The organism is Acidithiobacillus thiooxidans ATCC 19377 (assembly GCF_009662475.1).
Taxonomy (GTDB): domain Bacteria; phylum Pseudomonadota; class Gammaproteobacteria; order Acidithiobacillales; family Acidithiobacillaceae; genus Acidithiobacillus; species Acidithiobacillus thiooxidans.
In genome coordinates, this window is record NZ_CP045571.1 from 1,567,999 (window position 1) to 1,591,025 (window position 23,027).

The window sequence follows — 23,027 nt, forward strand, 5'->3', positions numbered from 1 at the left end:
TTCAGTCCTCCTTTTTTTCTGTTTCCCAAACGCCCTGCATTTCTTCCTGTTCGATGCGATAAGCTTCGCTGAGCACAAAGATGGACAAGGAAATATAGCTGGCCACGAGCAAGGTCATGCCCATCAACAGCAGCAAAATGAACCAGATCATGGCAACATGGATTCCAATAACAAGGGAAAATCCAAAGCGGCATCCAGCACGGTCACCCCATCGGCGGGCGCATCCGCATCCTGATAGCCCTGGCAGAGCCAGGCACTCACCGGAACATGGAAAGCCGCCAGATTGACATTGCCGACACGATCATCAAGAAAGGCCCGCGCCCCGAGTGCGCGCAGTACCGACAAGCGCTGCTCTGGTGAGGCTTTCGCCCCGAGCAATCGCAGATTCTTTTCAGGAATCAGGTCCCCCAGGGTCAATGCCCGTTCCCGAAAAAAGGCGGGGTCCACATTGGTAATGGCAAAGACCTCGCAACCCATCGCTTTTAGGGTACCCACCAACTCCCAGGCGTTGGGATACGGGTCAACCCGTCCAAACCAGCCATCGGCATGAAAGGCGTCCCAGACCTGCCGAACATTCTCCGGCGACAAGCCAAATCGTGTAGCTAAATCCCAGGTATTTTTCTTTCGGATCACCGCATGTTGCAGCGTTTCTTCGGCACACTGTTTCCAGGCTTGCTCGAAGTTGAGCAGAACCCCGTCCACATCTAACACAACCGGCGGCTTATGTTGCCGCGAAATTATCATGGCTAACCATCCTTGTTTTTACATTCTTAAGAAAATCTGGCGCTTAAATCCAGTTCTTATGCCTGATATTTCAATCCGCACCCGACATCCCCCGAGCGAAACGGCCTGGAAGAGCTGAAGCCTCTCCCAAGTCCAATCACCCCTGAATATGGAGATGTCAAAGCGGAGTTTGTTTTGGATTAATCCACACGCGGAAGATCTTCCGGCCAGAGTTCTCCCTCTTCCAAAATCGGACGATAGTTCTGAAGCAAGGTCTGCATATTCACATCAAATTCGATATCAAACTCGCCCTTTAAGGTCACGGTTTGGCTATCTTTGACGCAGACAAATCCGTAGTTTTTTTCACCATCGTGTCTTTCAAAGCGCATGATTTACCCCCGGCAGCTTCCCGTCGGCAACAAATCGCCGATAGATCCATCCTGAATCTGCTTCAGGTGGTCTGGCGCGACCCCATGCCACAAGACGGGTTTTCCATCTTTCCGACAAACCATCACCGTCGGCGTGGCGATTTCACCCGTTCGCGCCAAAAGATGGGTATTGGCTTCTATGCGTGCCGTTGCCGGTACTTTCAGGTTCTTCGCCGGCGTGATACCGCCTTCTTCCGTATGGACATTAAAATGTGCTTCATCAAATGCCCAGGCCTTGGCCGGGTCCTTGGCCGATAGAATAGCAACGGCTTTGAGCAGACTGGACGGCTTCAAAAAGGCTACCGGTACGACTTTGATACGGAGCTTGCCCGCTTTCAATTCCGGCAAAACTGCTTCATAGAACTTGTGGCAAAAAATGCAATTCGGATCCATGAAAGCAGCCACCATGGGACCACCATGACCCAACACAAAGCCCGGTGCGGCGACGGCCTGATTTAACACTTGCGCAACGGGTAAAGGCTTGGGCACCAAACCGAGCTTTTCTGCCATTTCGGTATTCAGCATTTTCCCGTTGGCGGCAATCACCGGCCCGGGTATCAAGTATTTTCCATCCAGGCCAAAAGCTAAACTTTTCTGCCCGGTAGCTGTTTCTGCCAGGATTGCCGTCAACCCATGGACACCCGTCGGCAGGGTTTTGACCAAATGCAATCGCTGATGGGACAGCTTTTGGATGAGCGGACCATAATCAGGCACGGCCGCCTGTGCAGAAACAGCCACTACACCGCCCATAACCAACGCCGTAGATAATGCGCCCAAAAAAGCTTTACGAATTTCTTTATGTGACATTATGTACCTCACAATTTAACCGATTATTTAACATCCAGATGCAGACGCTCCAATTCTGTGGCGATATCCGCCGCCACTTCACTGACTAACTCGTAGTCATCGATAATATCGACGAGCAGCCGAATGCTTTCTGGACTCCCTGAGACCAGCAAGAATTCCCCACTTCTCGGGTCCTTGTACATAAACGTTTCTTCACCCCTCGCTTCGGTAGCGTCGATGAATTGCTGATTATCCGTGCTGATATCAGCCATGCATGAACCCTGTTGGATTCCGCTTTTTTTCCGGGAAGGGTATCCAACCCATCACTTCAGAATCATGAATCCAGTAGGTATCCGAAGCATTGGCAGCGCGCCAACTGCAATCTTCGGCATGATACCGGGCCTGCAGCCAGCCGAATTCTGGCGCGGGGAATTTACCATAAAGATTTTTGACCCATATCAGGACCGTTTCCTGGTCCTTTGGACGCTCTTGTGAGGATGTTTTGTGTGGTTGAGCCGGTAGTGGCATCCAGTACGAGGCCATATCAAAAGGCCAGTGCTCGATATTCATGCTACCAAACCAAATCCATTCGCCATCTTCCGGATAATCCGAACTTTGGCGTAAACAGGCCTCTATCACACCCAAGGTATCTATGAAAATAAGCACCGGATCCTTTCCGATGGTTTTAGCCAATTCTGGCGTTAAAGGGGTTAAACGATTCCAATGCCCCATCTAATACCTCCTCTATACTCGGCAGGAAATAGCCGACCACCACCACCGGTGATCGGTTTATAGGCGGTACGACGCTTAAAAGTTGTAACGGATACCCGCATCCATACCGAAACGGTTGGTGGAGCTCGCAGGTTCCATGAAGTATTTACCCATTGCCCCGCCGGTATAGGTAAAGTGGGTGAAGCTCAAACCACCAAAGACACTAAACGGACCATCAATGCGATAATTGGCAGACAGCCCCAGCTTTTCTTCACCACTGGTTCCAAACTTCGCGCTGGGTGCCGAAATGCCGGTAATATGCGGCGTCATGCCACCCCCGGTAACCGCCAGCACTTCCGCATCCGCAGACAACACCATGCGTGGCGTCATCTGGTACTGGAACAAGGCACCGACACCCGCCAAGGGCGAGCTGTAATCTTCGATTTCCTGTCCGCCCGTAATCAGCAGATTGCGATGCCACGACTGGAAACCCGCTGCGACATACGGGGTGATGGCCATGTGGGGAGATAACCAGAATCCGTAACCAATCTTGCCCAACAAACGCTGCGTCGTGGCCCGGTCGGTCGTATAAGCAGGGGCGCCCGTTTCCAGATTGGCCCCGTCATAATGAATACCACCGGAATTGTAGGCATAGCCCAAATGCAGGTAGATATTCTGGTGGTCCATATAACTACCGGCCACCTTGAACCCCGGCATCCAACCGGACTCAGTATCCGAAGGACCCGGATTGATGTGTTCCTGGTAGTTCATCAGCGTGCCATCCGCTGCGATGGAAACACTGTTATTGAGCGCAAAAATCGATGAATGCGAACCCATGGACGGTGCCGGATGCTTATTGAGTCCCCAAACGCCGGCATCGGCTACGGCGACCCCAGACAACGAAATGGCCAAGAATGCTGCTGTTGCTATGGGTAAACTTAACCTGTTTTTTTTGATCGACATCTTCAAATCCTCGTGTTTATCGTAGATGAGCTTTCAGATTATCACACGATTTTTGCGCGTTATTATTTTTGAAAAGTGGCTTTTTTCGCGTTTATTCTGACAAGCTGTTAAACAGCGTGCAAAAGTTGCCAGAATTGGGTGGAAAACAGCGTTTAATTTGACCACCTGATAACCTGCCGGATTTGCCGGGAGGAACCTGGAGTGATTTGCATGGAAACCATAGCCAAAGTGCGCCGTCTGTATCATCTGGACAAAGAGACGGTCAGTCATATTTCTCGAAAAATGAATTTATCGCGTGCTACGGTGCGCAAGTATCTGGATCATGTCGGAGATGAACCGAAGTACCCCCAGCGGAAATCCCGACCACGGCCGCAATTGGGAGCTTTTGAGGCGATCCTGCAGCAATGGCTGGAGACGGATGCGCACTTACCGCGCAAGCAGAAGCGGACCGCACGCAGACTGTTCGAGGGTTTGCAGAAGGCAGGATACCAGGGGGCCTATGACAGCATTCAACGCTGGGTGAAGGCATGGAAGGCGAACGTTCGCCCTGGTCTGCACCAAGCCTTTGTTCCCCTGAGTTTCCGTCCCGGTGAAGCGTATCAGTTTGACTGGAGCAGCGAGACGGTGATTCTGGATGGGGTGGCCATGGCGATCAAGGTCGCCCACTTTCGCCTGACTTACAGCCGGATGTCCTTTGTCCGGGCCTATCCCAGAGAAACCCAGGAGATGGTCTTCGCCGCCCATCAGGAAGCTTTTCTGGCCTTTGAAGGGGTCCCTGAGCGGGGTATTTACGATAACCCCAAGACCATTGTGGACGTGGTTTATCATCGTTCCCACAAAGGTCAGGAACGGGATTTCAATCGGCGCTTCCTGGCCCTCATGAACCATTATCTGATTCGGCCCACCGCCTGCACGGTCGCTGCCGGATGGGAGAAGGGACAGGTCGAGAATCAGGTCGGCAATATCCGCGAATGGTTTTTACCCCGCTTCCGCGCTTTGAAACACTGGATCAGCTGAACGCCTGGCTCTGGGAACGCTGTCAGGAGCGGGCACAGAATCATGCACACCCCGAGCAGAAGACGCGGACGATCTGGGCGGTCTTCCAGGAAGAGAAAGCGCTGCTGCGCCCCTTTCAAGCCACCTTCGATGGCTATGTGGAGGACCGGGTGCGGGTCAAATCGACCTGCCTGATATCGGTGGACCGTAATCACTACAGCGTACCCGCAGAATGGGCAGGAGAATGGGTGCGGGCACGGCGCTATGTGGATCGTATCGTGGTATTGATGGAAAGTGCGGTGATTGCCACCCATGCACGGCGCATGGGGCGGGACAAGACCATCACGGACCCGCAGCACTACCTGCAGGTTCTGGAGCGTAAGCCGGGGGCTTTACGTAATGGCTTGCCCTTCCAGAAGCTACCGCGTGCCATCACCCTGGTGCAGGAGCATCTCCAGGCTAAAGCCGGTGGAGATAAGGCCTTTGTGGAAGTCTTACTGGCGGCCAGAGACCATGGCATGGACATACTGGAGACTGCCTGCGCCATGGCCCTGGAGCAGAAAACCGTTACCGTCACGGTAATCCTCAATCTGGTACACCGTCTGACGCACCCGCTGCCACCATCCCCGCAGCAGACTCCAGAAGCCCTGCATCTCAAAGAAGAGCCAACGGCGGATTGCAGTCGCTACGATACCTTGCGGGGGAAGCCTTATGTCCACTGAACTGACCCTCTCTCTCAAGGATCTGCATCTGTATGGCATGGCGACCGCCTACCAGGAATGGGTCGCGCAACCCGGGCCGGTCACAGAGCCGGTTTCCTGGCTGACCAGCCTGATTGATGCCGAAAAACAGGACCGCCATTACCGCAGTCTGCGTTACCAAAGACGTATAGCCCGGTTCCCCCTGCAGCGCAGTCTGGATGAGTTTGACTTCACGGAAAGCCCCTTGGCCGAAGAACACCTGCGCACGCTGGCCCAAGGGGGATACCTGGAGTCTGCCCATAATCTCATTCTTGTGGGTGGTACAGGGACCGGGAAAACCCATCTGGCCCTGGCGTTAGGTCATGCCGCCATCGACCAGAGCAAGCGGGTACGCTGGTATAACGTAGTCGATCTCGTCAACTCTCTGGAACAGGAGAAAACCCGTGGCCAGGGCGGCCGCCTCGTCAGAACCCTGCAGAGCCTGGACCTCGTCATCCTCGACGAATTGGGCTACTTGCCCTTCTCGGAGTCGGGAGGCGCCTTGCTCTTCCATCTGATCAGCAAACTCTACGAACAGACCGCGCTGATTATCACCACCAACCTCTCCTTCGGAGAATGGGTGAAGATCTTCGGAGACGCCAAAATGACCACGGCGCTTCTCGATCGACTGACCCACCACTGCGATATTCTGGAGACCGGAAACGATTCTTACCGGTTCAAAAAACGTCGCAGCCACCCCCTCTAAAACTGGTCAAAAATAGACGCTGTTACCTGGTCATTTTTAAACGCTGTTTGACATGACAAGCCAATGGCGATAGCACGGTTCTGTCCAAACTACAAAAAAACGATCTATTTTTGTAACTAATTATCCCGTATGTATATATTTGTCTTTGTCGCTTATGGAAGCGCTATCTTTTTCGTGGATGACTGATTTCCGCTAAAAATGATGCCATCTCCAAAAATGCCGTTAGGCACGGGCAGCCTTTTTTAGAAAACGATCAGAATCCATAATCTCCGATGACTTGAGTGCGCTTCAAGGCGGCAGCATGCGGTCCATCACGGCGTTCGCATTCGTGCCAATTCTTGAGTTCTGAAGTCAAATAACCCAGCCAATAACAGCCTTCCTCAGAATCGCAATCCCCATCCACACAAATGGATGACAAACAAACGCCCCGCCCATCCATTCGGGTAACCAGCAAGTGTTTGAGCAGGGATGTCAACCGATGGAATACACGCACACCCAATGCCGCCCCGAATCCTTTTCCCCGATAGCTCGGTAAAACATAGATAAGATCGATGGTCACCCTCAGCGAACCATCAAAAGCGGGACAACGGTCCTTTTTCTTTTCCGCGTAAAAATCATGGAAACGAATAGCCAGCCAGTAATCCACAAAGCCCACAATTTGCCCGTTTATGCCGCCCTCACGCACCACCATGCATTCATCAAAAATGCCAACCACATCATCATCTTCACGATAAACATCCGGCTTTTGTACGGCAGACCAGCCACCAGGGGCCTTCTTTTGATTAATAACCGACCAGGTTTCCGTCAGGAGATGCGCATATTTTTTGTGGCTTTTCCCCAAGGTCTGATGATCCTGAAAAACTGATTGCCGAAACTTTTCCCATGTAGAGCGCCCGGCAAAAGCTCTCAGCTGTGATGCAGAGGGACATTCCTCCCCACAGTGAATATAGGATTGCCAACGCTTCTCTGGCGGAATCGAGAAAAAAGGCCGAATAACCGCAAACGCATCGGTAACAGATTCTTCACTAGACATATCACCAACCCCTATACAACATAAGCACCCAATCACCCGCTTTTCAGCCTGGGCAACCCCCCGTATCTGCCATCTCCCGCAATGCGTTTCGCGTGCGACGTAAATCTTTGCGCACTGCCAACACTTGCGATTTCACGAAAGCGGTTGCGCCCTGCTCTTGCCCGGCTTTCTCTGCTAATTGCGCCAAAATTAACCAGTAGATTTTCATGGAACGGGCCACACTTTGGCAGGCATAAGGTTCTGCGCCATCCCGTTCTGCATCATCAGCATATATCCGGACCGTATTGGCCAGCGCAGACCAGCAGGCCGCACTTTGGGCGGCGTGCATCCCCATACAATGCGCAGCGGATTTCCTTACAATATTGCCAATAATTTTTACAATATCTGGCGATACATTTTCAACATCTTGTTTATAAAAATAAAATAGCGTTCAACCTTTTGCGTTTCCTGCATCAAATGCAGGTTTCCCGCGTTCGTCATTCCCATATTGGAAATTCTCACCAATCCGAGTATCACCCATAGGTTCAAGGAGTTGGAAGATTCTCATGTTTACAGGTTGATTTGATGGCTTTGTGCATGTTTTTTTCATTTAATGATGTTTACACTCTCTTTACGAAACATATCTTCATGGTGTACAGTATCGATATGGGCATTTCCACTTTCCGGAGATTGCAAACGCATCATGGTCACCCGCAAGCTGAGATCCATCCCCGAGTCGCACCAGGGCGCGACTGCGGTACCGCCAGTCTTTCGTCTGCCCGACAAGGACGAGGTGCCAGGGCTCCGTCAAGCTCGCCAGATATAGTAGCAGAGGTTTTCGCCACTGATTTTAATGGTGGTTTGAAGGGACTATAGTTGGTGGAAATGCGGCATTTTCAGGCGATTTTGGGTGCAGAATCGTGAATGGGGTGGCTGGCGGACGCAGCTCGCCCTCCGGAGCTATTCTCGGATAGGTAAACCCCGTGGTGGCGCCTCAGTATCCGAGTTGGCGGAGCGTTTTGTGCGCGCTGGCGGCGAAATCCCGGCACGCTTTGGCGATATTCTTGACGCCAGTGAGACGCATAATGCTCATGGCCAGTTCGCGCAAGGTCGCCATCATATGGGGACCGTTCTGGGTACGGACTTGGGAGAGGTCCTCGTGGAAAGTCACATCGCGGACATGATGGTTCCGGTTTTCAATTTCCCAGTGACCACGGGCCAAGCCCAACAGATTTTCGGGCGTGGCACGATCCGGGGTCAGGCTGGTGAGTCCGAAGGCATAATCATCCCGAATCGTGCCCTCTTTGCTGTTGATGGTGGAGCGTTGGATCAGGAAAGCTTGTCCGACATGCGGAAAATGGAGGCCGGTTGCCCGGGTGGCGACAATGATTTTGCGGTATTCAAAGCGGCCATGCCCGACCTCTGTGGTTTCAGCGTTGAGGGGGAAAATCGCCCCAAGGGAGGCACGTCAGACGGTCGCGGAGTTTGCGTTGATTGCCTTTGACGGCGGTGAAGAGATAATCGGCTTTCTTGTCTTCGACGAGGAAGCGGGCGGTCTCCCGCTGGGTATGCAGGGCATCGGCGGTGACGACCTTGCCCGCGATGTTGACGTCCTGGAGCAGGTTGCGCAGTTCTGGAATTTCGTTGGTTTTCCGGGCGGTTTGTTTTTGCGCGATGGTGACCCCCTGTCCATGCAGGAAGGCGCTGAGCAGATGCACTTGAGCGCCCTCTGCGCGTACGGCCCCTTTGAGGACTTTGCCATCGACGGCCACCGCTTCAAAGCCAGCCGTACCCAGTAGCCAGGCGCCGATCGCCGCATCCAGCGCCTCCACATCGGCCCCTTGCAAGACGCGCCGGATGGTCGGTTCGGAGGGGGCGACGTAGCGTTTGGTTTTGGGATCGAATCGGGCGCGGATGCGCTTCAGTTGGGCCTGGGTCAGCCGACCGGCCCACTCGGCGATGGCGGCATAACTTTCGGCCTGCGTCAGGACGGAGGCCACGGCCACCGTCAGGATGGCCGGGAGGGGATGCTGCTTGCCCAGTTTGCTGCGGGTATCGGGAAGGCGGAAAAAGATTTGGCGCAAGCCTTCCATTTGCGCGTCGCTCAACGTCACGGTTTGCATGGGGGTATGGGTCCATTCGAGTTGGGGCTGCGGCTGGGCCAACCAGGCCCGCGCCTGTGGATGGAGAGGAAAGAGCAGAAGACGTTTAGGTTGGCCGTGGTGGACATAGCCACCACCGGGACGGCGGGCGAAGCCCTTGGTTCCGCCGACATCCACCCAGTTGGCGGCCCGGTAGCAGGCACCGGTAAAACGGGGGGATTCCACAAAGGTCTCGGCCAGCACGATGGGATGCCCATAGACGGATTGCCAGTCCGCAGAGAGCCTGTGCAGGTTCAGCGCCATAATACGGGACGCCAGATTCGGGAAGGATTCTCCGGGCAGGATCAGAAAACGGGCATTGTTGGCGATGAGATGCAAGCGCTGGCGGCGCAAGATCCAGGACCAGCCGATCCACCGATCCCGCGCCTGGCATTGAAAAGCGGCGGCATGCCAGCCCAGTAACGCCACCCAGCGACCATCGAGCGTAGCCACATAGCGCAGGTTACGGCCCGCCAACGTGCGAAAGCCCCGGTAGTGATACGTTTGCATCAGCGTATTCCAGCGTTCCCGCTCCGTGGGCAGGATGGGTCGCACCTGAACACGGTGCAGGCTGGCTTGCTGCTTTTCGGTGAGAGTTGGGACTTCCATGCGGCAAAAGCTACCGCATTCATCCTGAGAAGTCCAGAAAAACCCTTTGTGCTACTTCATCAGCAGCTTAGATGGAAGGTTGACAGGGCCCTGGACGAGGTGCTGTTTCGGGAAATGCTGGAAGCCTACGTCACCAGACGCCGGGGTGCGCTGCGGCATCAGCACAAGAGCGTGGATCGAGATACCCGCATCATCCTGGAGTTCCTTCAGTTCAGTGGCAAGGCGCCGTGGTACTGGACCGAAGAAGGCTTTGAAAAGTGGAGTTATGAGATCGGCGTGGTACGCACCCTGGCCGTGAGTTCCCAGCGGCACTACCAGGGTGCAATCCGGGGTTTTCTCGCCTACCTTATAGAGAACGTCAAATTCCGCAATGTCGTACGCCGGGAATACGGCGTCGATCTGGTGCAGATCTGCCATCCAGAGAACTGCATCCCCCATATTTCCGAGCGGGAACTGACCCGCGAACGGCCGGCACTAACCCATGCGGAGATCAACCAGTTTTTTAACGCTTATGATACTGCCATTACGGAAGCCGCCCGCTTTAAGACTAAGGACCTGCGCCCCCTGCAGCGGGACAAGGCGATGTTTTATCTGACCTATGCGGCGGGGCTGCGGGCTTCCGAAATCATCGGGTTGAATGTCTCTTCCTTCCAGCCCAATCCGAACATCCCCGAATTAGGGGAATACGGGTTTATTTCTGCCTGGGGTAAGGGCAGCCGGGGCAGTGGCCCGAAGCATCGGATGGTACCGGTCACACATTTACCCGTTTCTGCCTTGCTGGCGTGGTACATTCAGGAAATACGCCCGCTGTTTATGGACATGTCAGATGCCAATGACCAGGCGCTTTTTTTCTCGGAGCGTGGCCGCCGCATCGCCTTATCGACCTTTGAGGCGCGTTTTCAGCATGGAATCGCCCTGGCCGGACTGGAGGATCGGGGGTTTACGCCGCATTGCCTCCGGCACTCTTCGGTCACGCATGAGGATCTGCGCTTCAGTGGGGAAATGGTACGCCGCAAGCACGGGCACACCTATCAGGCGACAACCCAGGGATATATGCACCACCCCGATGAATTCGTAAACGAGGAAATCACCCGAGCGATAGGCTCACAACTGGACGCTTTACTGGGCAAGGATAAGGATAAGGAATGAGTAGATTGGCGACACTCAATGCACTGGAATGGCGCGTGCGCGTGATGATGGCCGAACGCCACATCAAAACCATTACCGAACTGCGCAAGCAATTGGAGGAGGTGGGGGTCGAGATTTCCACGACACAACTCAGTCGGATAGTGGATGCCCTTCCGACCCGCCTCAGCTCGGAAGTCCTGGCGGGACTGACGACGGTTTTGCGTTGTGATATCGGCGATCTGATACGGGTAGCCCGGCGCCGTCCACCGCCCACGGAACAGGACGCTGATGACCGTCACCCTTCTGACACCGTTTCCAACGCGCGCTCCACCGACGACGCGACACCGGATTCATCGCCCAAACGAGGGATACGCCGGACGCGGGAACCGATAAGCGCGAATGTCACAGGACCAAAAGTCACGGCCCTCCCCATCCCTGAGCGGCCCAAACGTTGAGCACCAACCATGACTCCCGGCAAAGCGCATAAAACCTGCGGCTGTTGTGGTCGGTCGATGGCCAAGGCCGTCGCCGTAACGGACGGCGTGGCCTATTGCGCGACCTGCTATGCCCGCGAGTTCAAAAAAGTGCCTTGCGCCAAGTGCGGAAAAACCATGCGTTCGCTGGGCGGTAAAACACCGGCGACCTGTCGTTCCTGCAAGGCCCAGGATCGGCACTGTGTCCGTTGTGGTAAACCCGTGCCCCGCGCCGGCCTAACAGTAGAGGAAGGGGTGGTGTGCCCCTCGTGTGTACGTTATTACAAAGAACCCCAGCCTTGCGCGGTCTGTGGACAGAAAAGCCTGCGGCTCTCTCGGGATTTTCAGGAGGGGTTCACGGAGCCCGTCTGCAACCATTGTCGGTGCAAAAGTTATATTACCTGTCCTTCCTGTGGCAAACATCGGCGTCCGGTCGGGCCGGATGGACAGGGGCGCATTGTCTGCAAGCAATGCCTGGAACGCGCAGGCCCCTTCATCTGCCCGCAATGCGGTCACGAAGGTCGTGCCCACAGCAAAACCCGCTGCGAGGCGTGCTACTGGAAAGATGCCGTCGACAAGCGCATGCATAGTATCGTAGCACTCTTGTCCCGTCCCTGGGCCAAAGAAGCCTTCTCAGGGTTTACGCTGGAATTGCGGGAACGCGTCGGTGCCCAGCCAGCGGCTATACGCCTGGAAAAGTATTTTTTGTACTTCGCGAAGCTCGATACACTGTTCACCGCCCCCGGCGACATCACCGCCGAAAAGCTCATTATGGCTCTGGGGCGGGAAGGATTGCGCCGTTACGCGGTGCCACAGAGTTATCTGATACGCCATGGCATCGTACCCGCCTTTAGCGATGAAACCCTGCAGGCGGCCAGCGCCGAAGCCGCGCAGATCGCATTACTGACTGCATCCGAAGGTCAGTGGTATTCGGGGTTGCTACGGCGTTTTCACGCGCACCTTGCAGAAATCAACGCCCGCTACCGGACCCGGGGGTGGCAAGGCAAGCAACAGCGTTTTGTACCGCGCACTGTGACCACTGCGCTACGGGCGGCGAAAATATTTCTGGATTTTCTGGAGGTCGGCCCGGCGGCGGGGGTACAACAGATTCAGCAGATGCAACTGGACCGTTTTTTGGTGGAGCACCCCGGTTATCGGGATAATATCCGCGCCTTCGTGCGTTTTCTGAATCGCAAGGAAAAACTCTTCCGCAAACTCAAGATCGAGTCGGTGCAACGCAATCTGCCCAAAGGCCTCATTCTGGATCGGGATCGCTATGCCAGCCTGCTCCGCACCTGGTTCAACCCCGCAGACGATGTACTCAAGGCCTCCTTGATCAGCACGCTCATGCTGCTGTATGCACAACCCGCCAAACGTCTCGTCCGGTTGCGCTTAACCGATCTTGCGCAGGGTGCCACGGATGGGATGTATCGGGTGATTTTCGGGCACACCGAGATTACCCTGGACCCGCGCGTGGGCCATCTCCTGGCCCGCTATTTGGAGCGGCGTCGCGCGCTGGCGACCATGGAAGAGACCGATGCCACCGACTGGCTCTTTCCGGGACGTCGGCATGGTGGCCACCTGCATGAAGCCATTGTCAGCTATTACCTCAAAAAACAGGGGGTGACGGCGGATAGTCTCTTTACGACCGCCATCTACTACGCCTATCTCGGCGGGCTGCGCCACCCCAAGGTGTTGGTCAAGGCATTTGGGATCACCGACTACACGGCCGTTAAATATCTGGAGATGATTGATCCGCGTCTGACTGCCGAGGTGGAGGCCAGAGTTGCCAGCCGATAGGACGTGGTGGCTGTATCTGATCGAGTGCCGGGGTGGCGGCATATACACCGGCATCGCGCTGGATGTCGAAAAACGCTATCAGCAGCATGTGACCGGCAAGGGGGCCAGATATACGCGCATGAATCCACCGGTACGACTGCTCGCCCGCCGAGCCTATCCTGACCATCGGAGTGCGGCGCAAGCAGAACGGCAAATCAAGCAGTTAGCACCGCTGGAAAAAAGACAATTGGCCATCGCCTTGCACAATCACGGATGACCTCTATTGGGCAAATCAGAATTAGACAGCGAGCCCCGTAATCTCTGTCAGCAATGCTGCATCAGCTTTCTTTCCCTATGCAGCATGAGTCGCAATGCGTGTTAGGATTACAAAATTACTGCCAAAAAAACGATATATTCTCCAAGGGAAATTTTGGGCGGTATACTGTATTGATCTTAATTGTTTTTTGTGTTATACTGTCCTCTGTTTATGTTGGGTTATTGGCAGTTAATTTAACTCATCGACTAGTCGTTTTTCTATTTAGGAGAGGTATATATATCATGACGAACATTGAATTAGCAAAAAGGAGACTTTTCGACCACAGCGCTTTAGACCTATCGAATTTCAAGATTTATCCTGGGACAAGTCGTGATGTAACCCCGGACAAATTCGCAGAGGAGATTAACAAGATGTTATCTCAGATAGATGCGGAAGACTTTGAGGAAATGCATTTGGAGTAACTCATGCCTTCGGACTATAAAAAGCTGTACGAATTCTGCCAAGAACTAACGCCAGATATACGGCGTAACGACATAAAAAACAAGGTGTTAGATATTTGCGATCAAAGAAGCGTTCGTGTAATAATAACCACCATGAATACAGCTATAATGAGGGGCGCGTTTTTAGGGCCGAAATCAGGGCATCCCTACGTTGAAAATTCCGGGGTGCCTTACATAGTCCTCGCCAGAGGATTAAATTATTGCTGGGAGCGCTTTATTTTTATCAAGGAACTGATGCATTTCTTTGATAAGGAAGAAGAGAAAACAACAAGCGTAGTTTTTGAACCGCTATTAGATTCATTTTCCTCGCCGTCTTCGTTAGAGGAACGCTCCCCCATTTATCTCTCCGAAATAAAGGCAGTCTGGATGGCAATTGCTTGCTTTTGCCCAGAAGAAAATCGACTAAAGTTAAAAAATGACCTTTTAAACGGGCATATAGATGAATATGGAATTGCGCTGAAGCTCAAAATGCCAGCGCAGCATATCAGGCACCTGATGTCCGATAAGTTCGAAGCCATTATAGGCAGTTTGACCGAGTGACAACCGCTCAGGCTACAACAGCTAGGCAGCGAGTTCCCGTAACTTCTGCGAGGCGCCGCTGGATGTGATGTTCACCAATTGCGCCAACTCCTCCAACTCCTCAGCATAGATTTTATTGACCTTGGGGATGGTCTGGGTGAATACGATACATCGTTCTTTTACCAGAAACCCAGACTCTACGGCCCGCTGGAAACTGAGCAGGGCATCATTGACCTTTTGCTGGATGTCTTTCTTCGCTCCATGAAACGCAATGGTTTTGAATCCCATGCGCGGTTCTTCCGTGATGGCGTACGGAAAGGTAGTGATAAACGGCTTGGCCCCTGGCAAATCAAAGGACACTTCAACCTCTCGGGAGAAGCCCTTGCGATACACCAGTTCCGACGTGAGTAAGGCATCCTCAATCCATTCAGAGAAGGGTTTCTCTGGCGGCTTAGTCATCGTGCCGATCAGTCGATCTTCAAGGCTATCCAGCATAATCTTCACATCGTGGAATTCCGGCCATTCCTCGGTGCGCGGTGCGGTTGCCACAATTTGTCGTTCCTGTGCAGCAAGGCTGGCAAACAACGTATCAACGAGGGGGCTTTCGGAGCTCCAGGCGCCGTCCCAGGTGGCGAGGTCTTGTAACCACTGCAACCACTCCCCGAACACCCAGTGCTCCTGAATCTGGCGAGGCGCGATCGCCCGATAATAATTCAGATCAATGAAACCATTCCGCTTCATTCCGATGGCGCGCACATGGGTCTGGCCCGCGGCCCTAGCCAACAGCGCGAAGTTGCGGCCCTCCTGGCGCTCTGGATGCTCTCGATACTGCAAGAGGCGGTATTCCACGATCATGGGCGACTCCTGATGAAACTGGCATACCCCTGCACGATGGCGGGAAGTGCTGCTTTCCGCTTAATCATTGCGTCAGCGAGGAATTGTTGCAACTCTTCGGACACAGCACGGAAGGGTTTACCCATCCCGCAGCACTCCCGGATATAGCCATCAGGCAATGCCACGATGCGGCTGATCCAGCCTTCCAGGAAAACAGCCTGGACACGCCCATAAAAGGGATGGCGACGCACGATGAGTTCCCCCTCGGCCAATTTACGGATGCTATTCGTCGGATTGCTTTCGACCCCAAGCAGGGCATGGCTGTGATCGAAAGCGGCGAAGAACCGCACATGAGGAGTGACCAGGGCCGCCTTCAGATTGCGGGCGCGGTCGCCATTACCAATGAAGAGGTCGTAGGCCAGCAGGGCCGCTACCCGCTGAGGATAGCGTTGCGCCACAGAATCCAGCTGGTTTTCCAGCACATCGGGCAGATTGATGCCGGGCGAGTGCAGCATCAGGCTCGCGTAGGTGGGACCGTCGCCGGTGCTGGTGAGCACGCCATCGGCCACCGGCACATGCAGCGTCTGAGCCAGCCGCAAGGCCACATACTCGTTGTAGACGCAGTGTGGGGCTTCTTCTCCGTCGAATTTAAGAGTGGCGCCCAGGGTACAGAGGGCCGGCGCGGTAATACCCGATTTGCGGGTACTGGAGATACGGCGAATTTTATATGTTTCCATCACGGCATCTTGCCCCACACCTCCAATCCCGTACTTTGCTTATGCGTGAATATAACCGCCAACAAACTAAACCGCCGAGCAGCAGTACCGCGATACGACACTGAATTCCGGCACTAATTCTGCTACTGGAAACATATCCATCTCTACCATCTCTACCATCTCTACCATCTCTACCATCTCTACCAACTAGGCCACACCTAAAGCGCCCGCATGCCAAGAGAGTTTCCCAGTCTACTAGACCCGCCCGCCAGAGGATTTTGTAGAATTATAAAGCCAATGAGTATCCCAGACATAGATGCCACTCTGTCTATCGGTGAAGACGGAGCATACTTGCGAAGGATGAGATTGCAGATATGGCGCAGGCAAGACCAAACACATAGATAATGAAATGCATACCCGAACTATCGGCTAGGCGACCGTTTAAAAGAACAATAACCATAGCGACTATCGCGGCACCAATAGACTGTCCAGCAGTTCTGGCGGTCGATAGAACGCCAGAAGCTGTGACTGCTCGATTCTTCGTTACATTCAAGAACATTTCTTTGTTGTTTGGCGGAAGAAAAAAGCCGTACCCAATCCCACAAGCCGTTATGCGCCAAAGAAAGTTTCCGACTTCGGCATTCTTTGGAAGCAAAACAAATGATCCTAGCGCCAGACAGAAGACTACTATACCTGCTGTAGATATTTTCGTTGGGTTAAACCGATTAGAAAGCCTTCCAGCTATTGGGGCACATATGGCTACAGCAATAGGCCACGGCGTAATAATGAAAGCTGACTTCAGGACGCTATACGAGTATGTGTGTTGCAATACAAACGGCAGGGCAACCAGGGCTATCCCTTGAGATACGAACATCGTGACAGATGAGATAACTGCAAATGAATATCGGCGGGACCAGAAGATGTCCAGAGGCAGAAGTGGATTTTTTGTCTTTACCTGTATGAAAACGAACGCGCCCAGCAGCACAACAGAGGTGATCAATGATAATAGGACGATACTACTGTTCCACCGACCTATTCGATCGACAGTAACCACCATCAAACCAAATGCAGTCGCAGAGGTGATGGCGCCTAGCCAGTCAAAGCCCTTTTCAGTCCGTGAGTCAGTTCCCAAGGCTGTAAATGACAAGGTAATGGCAACCACCCCAAGAGGGATATTGATGTAGAATAGCCACGGCCAGGAGAGATATGAAATGATCAAGCCGCCCAATGCTGGCCCAATAGCCGTGCCAACAGCGAACGCCAAAGCATTGAGCCCGAATATGGTTCCTAACGAACTGGGTGGAAATATCACGCGATACATACCAAGACCGACACTTATCATCACCGCATAGCTGATCCCCTGAATGACCCTCATGGCGACTAGCATGGTGAAAGTTGACGATAGGCCGCAGCCTAGCGATGAGAGAGTAAACAAGACCATTCCTACTGTATAGAAACGTCGTTCCCCTACCCTCGACCCTAGTGACGCACTAATCAGCATTGTTGCTGCGCTAGCCACTAGATACCCGTTAGCAACCCAAATTATGGATGCGGGATCCACCTGCAATGCATGAGAAATGGATGGCAAAGCGATATTGACAATAGAGCTATCTATAGCCGACATCAATACGCCTATCAAAACAGCCGTCGCTGCAAAATAACGCCGAGGAAGTTCAAAACCAAGTTCATCTGAATCAGCATTTAACGACATATTGTGATTCCGTTGTAATGTCTGTAAGAGATACGGTATTTACCAACGGCGCCCAAGGCATCACCTTGTGTTGGCTCTGAGTGATTTGGGAAAAACTCGGGCGTAGGTTATCCCGGACATCTTGCATGCGGCCTTCGAAAGAGCGGGTGCCGAGTACTCCGTTGGGCGTGTCAGGATGCACGATGTCCGTTTCTATCGACACAATATTTTTGGCGTTGAGATCAATGGACTGAAGAGCTTCGATTATCACGCGCAGAGAGGCGTGCATTCCAGTCGTTTGGCAAGAACCAAGGCAGTATGTGCCTACGCCAACAACTTTGCGATTAATTGTAGGGATGTCATTCTCTGAAAGATCAGCCAGACAACCGTAGATGCTCGGCAAATCATTTGCCTCAGCAACCCCTAAAATGGTGCCCGCCAACCCATTCAACTTGAGCGCAACGGGGCTTTTCTCTGCAATATCGGTCTTGTTGGTTGCTAGAAAAGCGATATCGAAATGTTCTGATATATCCGGATTGTCCATTCGGAGGTCATAAAAATAAAAACGGATGCCCCGACCTTGAATTCTCAACATGTTGTCATTCATGACCTCGATCTGGGATTGTATGCCGGGACGTGCTATAGCCAGTCGTGCGACGATGCCATCAATCGGACGTAGGCTAGCATAATGTTTATCGGTCGGAGGCGCATTGGTAATAACAGCAGTAATTTCGAAGCCATCCTTTTCTGGGATGTTGTCTATGAGAAGGTTGGACCCTATCTCAGCACCACAACCAACAAGAATTGCTGTTTTCATATAATTAATCCTAGATAGAAAAACGAATCCTGCTATATATATTAGATATTTCTGATGGAGAACAGATGAAGAAAGTCAATGATTGACATATCGTCGAGTTTTGTCGCTGTGGTCATTATATCCACCAACTCATCAGATTTGACATTAACCGAACTTCCTGAAACATTCTTGCGGAACTTTTTGATTAGGGCTGGAAAGCAGTCATTACGCCGCCTGACGTGTCCGAGTGGGTATTCGATAACCTCAGAAATCTCTTCCGCCATTCCCGTACACTTCAAGTGAAGGGCGTTCGGAATCGCTCGTTTCTCAGGGTCGTAATAACTCTCAGTGAAGCTGATCCGCTCGATACAGTTAATTTTGTCACGCAGAGAGTGAATCTGAGGGTCAGAAGCCATAGGTTCATGAAAATCGTTAATGGTTAAATCGCCTGTGCAGAGAGCAACAGCAATCATATACTGAAGGCAATGATCACGATCAGCTGAATTGTTAAGCGTGCCCGACTTGTCAATGATCTGAATTGCTGGGCGCGTCGTTTCAACGCGGATATATTCGATTTGCGCTATCGATGAGCCGACAGCTTCTATCCTCTCTCGAAGCCGTATTGCCGCTTCTACTGCCGTCTGTGCATGGTACTCTGCAGGGTTTGGTACCTTGAAAAGGATGTTCCTGATAACAAAATCTGACAGATCACGCGGGAGAGTAAGTGCGTTGCCCCTAAGAACTGCATCGTTAAACCCCCAGCGTTTCGTGGTCAGCGCTGTCGGATAGCCCATTTCGCCTGTTTGCGCGAATAGCGCCAGTTGAATGCCTCGTGCCGTTGCGTCCCCCGCTGCCCAAGACTTGCGGGTACCGGCATTGGGTGCATGGCGATACGTTCGGAGGGGATGGCCATCTATGACAGCATTAGAAAGTGCGCTTAGCGCTTGCTCCTTCGGAAGATTCAGGAGTTTCGATGCCGCAATTGTCGATGCAATCTTCACCAGAACAACATGATCGATTCCAAGTGCATTGAAACAGTTTTCTAAGCACAGGATTCCATGAATCTCATAAGCTCGCACAATCATATTCAGTACATCGGCCATGTTGATCGGGTTGACATCATCCCTTTGGAGATTCTGCCAAGCGGCAGCGGCTAGGATCGCACCCAAGTTATCTGATGGGTGACCCCATTCTTGAGCGAGCCAAGTATCATTGAACTCCAGCCAGCGGACCATGGAACCTATGTGGAAAGAGGCTTCTATTGGGCCTAGTTGGATCGATGTACCTATGACTGGAACTCCTTGGTCGTTTTTGCTTAACTGCGCGCTACCAAGTAGCTTCATACAGTCACGATCCTCTGATGCGGCGATCGCACAGCCAATTGAGTCCATTAGACAGAAGCGCGCCATGCCAAGAGTATCTTCATTAAAGCTTGACTGGCTATAAGCGTAATCAATTAATGCGCCCATAACTTCATCAAATTTTGTATCCGTCATGCTAATCCTTGATAAATCAAAGCCACAGTTTGAAAAGTTCAGAAATAAAAAAAACGGAGGCCGACCTCACGCTAATGGTTGTGATCAATGAGTAAGATTAAACTCTATACTGTGGCACAGCATAGTGCTAACGAATAATGTTGGCATGATCATCGAAATAATCGATGGCAGAAGGGGTTTTGTAGGTTCCTCGCTATTTTGAGTAGCTAAAAGGTAGAACTGTGGTCATGACGATGTGTTGACAAGAGACTGAGATGAACCAAGAACATTTGCTCTCTCTTGCCCTGGGGTTTGTGCCACCGTGGCTGGTAGACCGAGTGACTTTTTCGGTGCAGTGAAAGCGGCTGGACCTGCACGTCGACTTTTTTCTCGCGGCAACCGGTTCCCTTGCTCCGTCTGCGGTCAGGAGTGTCCCATCTGGAGCAAGTGCGCTCCATGCCCGCCAGCCTACACACACTCTAATTCACCATTCGGGCCGTGGTTCGCAATATCTGAGCATTCGCAATATCTGAGCATTCGCTATACGGAAGTAACCGCTAACTGAGCGGAGTATTTTTCCGGGTCGGGCGGGCGGGGGTGAAACGCTTACAGATTCTGATCTGGGGGCGAGACATGGCAGCGGAAACGGGCAGGAAGCGTAGGGTAAGCAATGGGATGGACTGAGCGAGGTGGTTTGGCGGCAGGCGGCGAGCGGGCTGTGCGTGGCTGAGTTTTGCCGGCGCGAGCAGGTGAGCACGGGGAGTTTCTTCCGCTGGCGTGTATTGCTGGCGGGGGCGCCCTCCGAGACAAACAGGCCGCCTGGCAAGTACGTCCCTGGCTTATCGGTTGCATATGGAACGACTGGCTGATGCGGGCATTGCTGCCTCTGTCGGAAGCGCCGGGGACAGCTACGACAATGCCCTGGCAGACCATCAACGGGCTCTACAAAGTGGAAGTGATCCATCATCTGGGGCCTTGGAAAAGTCGTGCGGCCGTGGAGATGGCCACTCTGGAATGGGTGCATTGGTACAATCACCATCGTCTCCTCGGACCATTAGGGTATACCCCTCCCGCAGAAGCTGAGGCAAACTATCAGGCGCAGTTGCTGCAGCAAGCCACCAAGGCGGCTTGAGGAACAAAAAACACCTTCCACGATATAGGGGGCGGTTCAGTTGGTCATACGGTGAATCAATGAGTTATTATGGGCTTTGCCGGAGCGTTGTGGCCGCTGCGTCAGCACTTCCCCAAGGGAACGGACAGTTAGTAGATGCGAGAGGACTGGGATGAACATAAATGAAATCAAGGCATTTATAGCGGTCGTAGAAACTCGGAGCATAACCCAGGCGGCGATTCGTCTAAATCGGGTTCAATCGAGCATCTCTCATAGGATAAAGAACTTAGAAAACAGCCTTGGCGTTAGCCTTTTGGATCGACAGATAGATGGAATTATCCCAACGGCACAAGGAAAAGTTTTATATGACTATGCAATACAGATATTGAACCTTGTGCAGGACTGCCAGAACAAAATCATTTCCCAAAGAGATTACGAAAGTATTAGGCTTGGTCTAATTGAGTGTCTTCCACCATACATCGTCAATTCCCTTATAGACCTAATATACACTTATGGTCACCGGATAGACATCTCTGTCGGCAATACGATCAACCTACTTGAAGCGTATAACAAGAATGAATTAGATATGGTTATTGTTGGTTCTGGTTTTTCACATACAGATCATGGTTGTCGAGTACCACTGTTCTCTGACGACCTTGTCGTCGTAACCGAAAAATCAGCTCAACCGATTGATGAATTTTGTGATCTTGATAAAAGAATATTTTTAATAAGCAGCAGGAAAGCAGCGTCGTTGAGGAATTTTAACATTTTATTTGAAGAAACGGGGATCGCGCCTAGGCAAATTGTCGAGTGTGGATCATACCCCATACTTTTTTCCAATATTGCCTCAGGGAAAGGTGTTTCCTTGGTCCTACGCTGCTCTATCAGCCGAGCGACGCATGACCAAATCAAGATCCATAATCTTCATGGCAGATTTAGCAAATTCCAGATCGAGCTTCTGTATCGTAAAAATCTCCCATATCTAGACGTCCCGAAGCTTCGCAAACTGATCGTATCTATTTTTCAGGATAAACGGCTGACACACATAGGATATTGATTGCAATAAAAGCGGCTCAGTTACTCCATTCATCAACCGAGGAACCTTATGAACTGATCATGAGCATGAAAAATAGTCGTAGTCTAGAAGTATCTGGGAGGGATGCATATACCAGCAGTTTAGCTTTGCGGTTAGCGAGTTCGAAGAAATTATCTCTTCCATTCGCATCATGAACCCCCTATTCTCTCATGATGGGGGACTCGCTCACACACCGCTCCCAGTCGCATTCTCTGGTTGGCGTAATCGGTCCACAGACGATGTCTCATATGGTGGCGACTCCGCAACTGTGACCCACGTTTTTTATCTTCCCCCCGAGGTGCTGCGCTGGACCGGTGACGGTAAAACCTCCGGCGAGATCGCCAACATCCTGCAAATCTCAGAGCGCACGGTAAATTTTCATACCAGCAAAGCCATCACCAAGCTGCAGGTGAACAACAAAACCGCAGCAGTTCTCCAAGCCTCTATGCTGGGTCTTCTGTGATTCCGACCTGTGACACTGCGCAACTACAAGCACCCCAATCTCCTTCTGTGTTTTTGTCCTGTTTGCCCCTCTGCCCCCGGAGGTAATATTGGAAGATTCCGCCCAATATTGTAATTTCCCAGTATTTTGACCAGCATATCGCTCTCTCGACCATTTTTGCCACCACGAAAAACCGGTCTCACTGACCAGTTCCATGCTTTGGGGTGTTACAAAATCGCCGGACACGGAAGCCATGGAAGGGAAAGAAAAGCCTCCGACAAGTATACCGACGAGGAGAATAGCTACCCTTTTTTTCGATATCCACATAACATCCATCCCATAACGGCGCATTAAAGAAAAAAATAATCATCACGTTGCATGGAAATAACCCGCAAAA

At 52.3% G+C, this 23,027-nt stretch carries 28 protein-coding genes and 2 pseudogenes; 14 read left to right on the forward strand and 16 right to left on the reverse strand.

What is annotated here, in order from left to right; all coding sequences use genetic code 11:
* Position 1: 1 nt before the first annotated feature.
* The 7 genes from GCD22_RS08280 to GCD22_RS08310 all read right to left on the reverse strand — a co-directional run bounded on the left by GCD22_RS08280 (position 2) and on the right by GCD22_RS08310 (position 3,560).
* A complete protein-coding gene (locus GCD22_RS08280) occupies positions 2-151 on the reverse strand; it encodes a hypothetical protein (protein ID WP_153940629.1) in 150 nt (49 codons plus the stop codon).
* Positions 148-744, reverse strand: a complete 597-nt coding sequence (locus tag GCD22_RS08285; protein WP_153940630.1) for a 5' nucleotidase, NT5C type — start codon at positions 742-744, stop codon at positions 148-150. The genes GCD22_RS08280 and GCD22_RS08285 overlap by 4 nt, the downstream gene beginning before the upstream one ends.
* Before the next feature lie 179 nt (positions 745-923).
* On the reverse strand, positions 924-1,112 hold the full coding sequence (locus GCD22_RS08290; protein WP_153940631.1) for a hypothetical protein: 189 nt from the start codon (positions 1,110-1,112) through the stop codon (positions 924-926).
* Positions 1,113-1,115: 3 nt separating this feature from the next.
* The gene (locus tag GCD22_RS08295; protein ID WP_153940632.1) at positions 1,116-1,958 is read right to left on the reverse strand and encodes a thioredoxin fold domain-containing protein; all 843 of its coding nucleotides are present in this window, start codon (positions 1,956-1,958) and stop codon (positions 1,116-1,118) included.
* Positions 1,959-1,981: 23 nt separating this feature from the next.
* Positions 1,982-2,209 (reverse strand): hypothetical protein, encoded by a 228-nt coding sequence (locus tag GCD22_RS08300; RefSeq protein WP_081576925.1) that lies wholly within the window; start codon positions 2,207-2,209, stop codon positions 1,982-1,984.
* The gene (locus GCD22_RS08305) at positions 2,202-2,669 is read right to left on the reverse strand and encodes a hypothetical protein (RefSeq protein ID WP_153940633.1); all 468 of its coding nucleotides are present in this window, start codon (positions 2,667-2,669) and stop codon (positions 2,202-2,204) included. The genes GCD22_RS08300 and GCD22_RS08305 overlap by 8 nt, the downstream gene beginning before the upstream one ends.
* A 75-nt stretch (positions 2,670-2,744) precedes the next feature.
* Positions 2,745-3,560, reverse strand: a complete 816-nt coding sequence (locus tag GCD22_RS08310; RefSeq protein ID WP_153940634.1) for a hypothetical protein — start codon at positions 3,558-3,560, stop codon at positions 2,745-2,747.
* Positions 3,561-3,821: 261 nt separating this feature from the next.
* Here GCD22_RS08310 and istA point away from each other — a divergent pair, with 261 nt between their 5' ends.
* From istA to istB, 3 genes are read left to right on the forward strand one after another with little or no spacing between them, the layout of a single operon-like run.
* Positions 3,822-4,628 carry an IS21 family transposase gene (gene istA / locus GCD22_RS18155; RefSeq protein ID WP_211371702.1) on the forward strand — a complete coding sequence of 269 codons (807 nt, stop codon included), beginning with the start codon at positions 3,822-3,824 and terminating at the stop codon, positions 4,626-4,628.
* Positions 4,583-5,329, forward strand: a complete 747-nt coding sequence (locus GCD22_RS18160; RefSeq protein WP_211371703.1) for a Mu transposase domain-containing protein — start codon at positions 4,583-4,585, stop codon at positions 5,327-5,329. The genes istA and GCD22_RS18160 overlap by 46 nt, the downstream gene beginning before the upstream one ends.
* Positions 5,319-6,053, forward strand: a complete 735-nt coding sequence (istB, locus tag GCD22_RS08320) for an IS21-like element helper ATPase IstB (protein ID WP_024893614.1) — start codon at positions 5,319-5,321, stop codon at positions 6,051-6,053. The genes GCD22_RS18160 and istB overlap by 11 nt, the downstream gene beginning before the upstream one ends.
* 253 nt (positions 6,054-6,306) lie before the next feature.
* Here istB and GCD22_RS08325 read toward each other — a convergent pair whose 3' ends face one another.
* The 4 genes from GCD22_RS08325 to GCD22_RS08340 form a co-directional block, all read right to left on the reverse strand.
* Positions 6,307-7,086 carry a GNAT family N-acetyltransferase gene (locus tag GCD22_RS08325; RefSeq protein WP_153940635.1) on the reverse strand — a complete coding sequence of 260 codons (780 nt, stop codon included), beginning with the start codon at positions 7,084-7,086 and terminating at the stop codon, positions 6,307-6,309.
* A 43-nt stretch (positions 7,087-7,129) separates the two neighbouring features.
* On the reverse strand, positions 7,130-7,414 hold the full coding sequence (locus tag GCD22_RS08330) for a hypothetical protein (protein WP_153940636.1): 285 nt from the start codon (positions 7,412-7,414) through the stop codon (positions 7,130-7,132).
* Between the two features lie 645 nt (positions 7,415-8,059).
* Positions 8,060-8,515 (reverse strand): ISAs1 family transposase, encoded by a 456-nt coding sequence (locus tag GCD22_RS18945; RefSeq protein WP_140391020.1) that lies wholly within the window; start codon positions 8,513-8,515, stop codon positions 8,060-8,062.
* A complete protein-coding gene (locus GCD22_RS08340; protein ID WP_153940637.1) occupies positions 8,496-9,815 on the reverse strand; it encodes an ISAs1 family transposase in 1,320 nt (439 codons plus the stop codon). The genes GCD22_RS18945 and GCD22_RS08340 overlap by 20 nt, the downstream gene beginning before the upstream one ends.
* A 48-nt stretch (positions 9,816-9,863) precedes the next feature.
* Here GCD22_RS08340 and GCD22_RS08345 point away from each other — a divergent pair, with 48 nt between their 5' ends.
* The 6 genes from GCD22_RS08345 (at position 9,864) to GCD22_RS08370 (ending at position 14,512) form a co-directional block, all read left to right on the forward strand.
* The gene (locus GCD22_RS08345) at positions 9,864-10,964 is read left to right on the forward strand and encodes a tyrosine-type recombinase/integrase (RefSeq protein ID WP_153940638.1); all 1,101 of its coding nucleotides are present in this window, start codon (positions 9,864-9,866) and stop codon (positions 10,962-10,964) included.
* Positions 10,961-11,398 (forward strand): helix-turn-helix domain-containing protein, encoded by a 438-nt coding sequence (locus GCD22_RS08350; protein WP_153940639.1) that lies wholly within the window; start codon positions 10,961-10,963, stop codon positions 11,396-11,398. The genes GCD22_RS08345 and GCD22_RS08350 overlap by 4 nt, the downstream gene beginning before the upstream one ends.
* 9 nt (positions 11,399-11,407) lie before the next feature.
* Positions 11,408-13,216, forward strand: a complete 1,809-nt coding sequence (locus tag GCD22_RS08355) for a site-specific integrase (protein WP_153940640.1) — start codon at positions 11,408-11,410, stop codon at positions 13,214-13,216.
* Positions 13,203-13,472: a GIY-YIG nuclease family protein gene (locus GCD22_RS08360; RefSeq protein ID WP_153940641.1), complete on the forward strand. Its 270-nt coding sequence runs from the start codon at positions 13,203-13,205 to the stop codon at positions 13,470-13,472. The genes GCD22_RS08355 and GCD22_RS08360 overlap by 14 nt, the downstream gene beginning before the upstream one ends.
* Positions 13,473-13,753: 281 nt before the next feature.
* Positions 13,754-13,933 (forward strand): hypothetical protein, encoded by a 180-nt coding sequence (locus GCD22_RS08365; protein WP_153940642.1) that lies wholly within the window; start codon positions 13,754-13,756, stop codon positions 13,931-13,933.
* 3 nt (positions 13,934-13,936) lie between these two features.
* Complete coding sequence (locus GCD22_RS08370; RefSeq protein ID WP_153940643.1) at positions 13,937-14,512, forward strand: hypothetical protein; 576 nt, start codon at positions 13,937-13,939, stop codon at positions 14,510-14,512.
* Between the two features lie 21 nt (positions 14,513-14,533).
* Here GCD22_RS08370 and GCD22_RS08375 read toward each other — a convergent pair whose 3' ends face one another.
* The 5 genes from GCD22_RS08375 to GCD22_RS08395 form a co-directional block, all read right to left on the reverse strand.
* On the reverse strand, positions 14,534-15,346 hold the full coding sequence (locus tag GCD22_RS08375; protein ID WP_153940644.1) for a hypothetical protein: 813 nt from the start codon (positions 15,344-15,346) through the stop codon (positions 14,534-14,536).
* Positions 15,343-16,062 (reverse strand): hypothetical protein, encoded by a 720-nt coding sequence (locus GCD22_RS08380; protein WP_153940645.1) that lies wholly within the window; start codon positions 16,060-16,062, stop codon positions 15,343-15,345. The genes GCD22_RS08375 and GCD22_RS08380 overlap by 4 nt, the downstream gene beginning before the upstream one ends.
* 307 nt (positions 16,063-16,369) lie before the next feature.
* Complete coding sequence (locus GCD22_RS08385) at positions 16,370-17,752, reverse strand: MFS transporter (RefSeq protein ID WP_153940646.1); 1,383 nt, start codon at positions 17,750-17,752, stop codon at positions 16,370-16,372.
* Positions 17,736-18,548, reverse strand: coding sequence for a hypothetical protein (locus GCD22_RS08390; RefSeq protein WP_211371704.1), 813 nt, complete (start codon positions 18,546-18,548; stop codon positions 17,736-17,738). Before GCD22_RS08390 ends, GCD22_RS08385 begins: the two co-directional genes overlap by 17 nt.
* A 41-nt stretch (positions 18,549-18,589) precedes the next feature.
* Positions 18,590-20,023 carry a bifunctional 2-methylcitrate dehydratase/aconitate hydratase gene (locus GCD22_RS08395; protein WP_153940647.1) on the reverse strand — a complete coding sequence of 478 codons (1,434 nt, stop codon included), beginning with the start codon at positions 20,021-20,023 and terminating at the stop codon, positions 18,590-18,592.
* 254 nt (positions 20,024-20,277) lie between these two features.
* On the opposite strand from GCD22_RS08395, the pseudogene GCD22_RS18500 reads away from it, so the two are divergent.
* The 5 genes and pseudogenes from GCD22_RS18500 to GCD22_RS08410 form a co-directional block, all read left to right on the forward strand.
* A pseudogene (locus GCD22_RS18500) lies at positions 20,278-20,441 on the forward strand (ISL3 family transposase); the annotation flags it as partial.
* A gap of 283 nt (positions 20,442-20,724) precedes the next feature.
* Positions 20,725-20,871, forward strand: a complete 147-nt coding sequence (locus GCD22_RS18950; protein ID WP_425321090.1) for a hypothetical protein — start codon at positions 20,725-20,727, stop codon at positions 20,869-20,871.
* A pseudogene (locus GCD22_RS08400) lies at positions 20,852-21,134 on the forward strand (integrase core domain-containing protein); the annotation flags it as partial. The gene GCD22_RS18950 and the pseudogene GCD22_RS08400, both read left to right, overlap by 20 nt.
* Before the next feature lie 151 nt (positions 21,135-21,285).
* Complete coding sequence (locus tag GCD22_RS08405; RefSeq protein ID WP_153940648.1) at positions 21,286-22,170, forward strand: LysR family transcriptional regulator; 885 nt, start codon at positions 21,286-21,288, stop codon at positions 22,168-22,170.
* Between the two features lie 286 nt (positions 22,171-22,456).
* Positions 22,457-22,651 (forward strand): helix-turn-helix domain-containing protein, encoded by a 195-nt coding sequence (locus GCD22_RS08410; protein ID WP_280527717.1) that lies wholly within the window; start codon positions 22,457-22,459, stop codon positions 22,649-22,651.
* Positions 22,652-23,027 lie beyond the last annotated feature (376 nt).

Excerpts from the sequence above, each read along its gene's own strand:
- GCD22_RS08280 (WP_153940629.1), bottom strand. The coding sequence starts at position 151 with ATGATCTGGTTCATTTTGCTGCTGTTGATGGGCATGACCTTGCTCGTG.
- GCD22_RS08285 (WP_153940630.1), bottom strand. The coding sequence starts at position 744 with ATGATAATTTCGCGGCAACATAAGCCGCCGGTTGTGTTAGATGTGGAC.
- GCD22_RS08290 (WP_153940631.1), bottom strand. The coding sequence starts at position 1,112 with ATGCGCTTTGAAAGACACGATGGTGAAAAAAACTACGGATTTGTCTGC.
- GCD22_RS08295 (WP_153940632.1), bottom strand. The coding sequence starts at position 1,958 with ATGTCACATAAAGAAATTCGTAAAGCTTTTTTGGGCGCATTATCTACG.
- GCD22_RS08300 (WP_081576925.1), bottom strand. The coding sequence starts at position 2,209 with ATGGCTGATATCAGCACGGATAATCAGCAATTCATCGACGCTACCGAA.
- GCD22_RS08305 (WP_153940633.1), bottom strand. The coding sequence starts at position 2,669 with ATGGGGCATTGGAATCGTTTAACCCCTTTAACGCCAGAATTGGCTAAA.
- istA (WP_211371702.1), top strand. The coding sequence starts at position 3,822 with ATGGAAACCATAGCCAAAGTGCGCCGTCTGTATCATCTGGACAAAGAG.
- GCD22_RS18160 (WP_211371703.1), top strand. The coding sequence starts at position 4,583 with ATGGTTTTTACCCCGCTTCCGCGCTTTGAAACACTGGATCAGCTGAAC.
- istB (WP_024893614.1), top strand. The coding sequence starts at position 5,319 with ATGTCCACTGAACTGACCCTCTCTCTCAAGGATCTGCATCTGTATGGC.
- GCD22_RS08325 (WP_153940635.1), bottom strand. The coding sequence starts at position 7,086 with ATGTCTAGTGAAGAATCTGTTACCGATGCGTTTGCGGTTATTCGGCCT.
- GCD22_RS08330 (WP_153940636.1), bottom strand. The coding sequence starts at position 7,414 with ATGCACGCCGCCCAAAGTGCGGCCTGCTGGTCTGCGCTGGCCAATACG.
- GCD22_RS08340 (WP_153940637.1), bottom strand. The coding sequence starts at position 9,815 with ATGGAAGTCCCAACTCTCACCGAAAAGCAGCAAGCCAGCCTGCACCGT.
- GCD22_RS08350 (WP_153940639.1), top strand. The coding sequence starts at position 10,961 with ATGAGTAGATTGGCGACACTCAATGCACTGGAATGGCGCGTGCGCGTG.
- GCD22_RS08355 (WP_153940640.1), top strand. The coding sequence starts at position 11,408 with ATGACTCCCGGCAAAGCGCATAAAACCTGCGGCTGTTGTGGTCGGTCG.
- GCD22_RS08365 (WP_153940642.1), top strand. The coding sequence starts at position 13,754 with ATGACGAACATTGAATTAGCAAAAAGGAGACTTTTCGACCACAGCGCT.
- GCD22_RS08370 (WP_153940643.1), top strand. The coding sequence starts at position 13,937 with ATGCCTTCGGACTATAAAAAGCTGTACGAATTCTGCCAAGAACTAACG.
- GCD22_RS08375 (WP_153940644.1), bottom strand. The coding sequence starts at position 15,346 with ATGATCGTGGAATACCGCCTCTTGCAGTATCGAGAGCATCCAGAGCGC.
- GCD22_RS08380 (WP_153940645.1), bottom strand. The coding sequence starts at position 16,062 with ATGGAAACATATAAAATTCGCCGTATCTCCAGTACCCGCAAATCGGGT.
- GCD22_RS08385 (WP_153940646.1), bottom strand. The coding sequence starts at position 17,752 with ATGTCGTTAAATGCTGATTCAGATGAACTTGGTTTTGAACTTCCTCGG.
- GCD22_RS08390 (WP_211371704.1), bottom strand. The coding sequence starts at position 18,548 with ATGAAAACAGCAATTCTTGTTGGTTGTGGTGCTGAGATAGGGTCCAAC.
- GCD22_RS08395 (WP_153940647.1), bottom strand. The coding sequence starts at position 20,023 with ATGACGGATACAAAATTTGATGAAGTTATGGGCGCATTAATTGATTAC.
- GCD22_RS08405 (WP_153940648.1), top strand. The coding sequence starts at position 21,286 with ATGAACATAAATGAAATCAAGGCATTTATAGCGGTCGTAGAAACTCGG.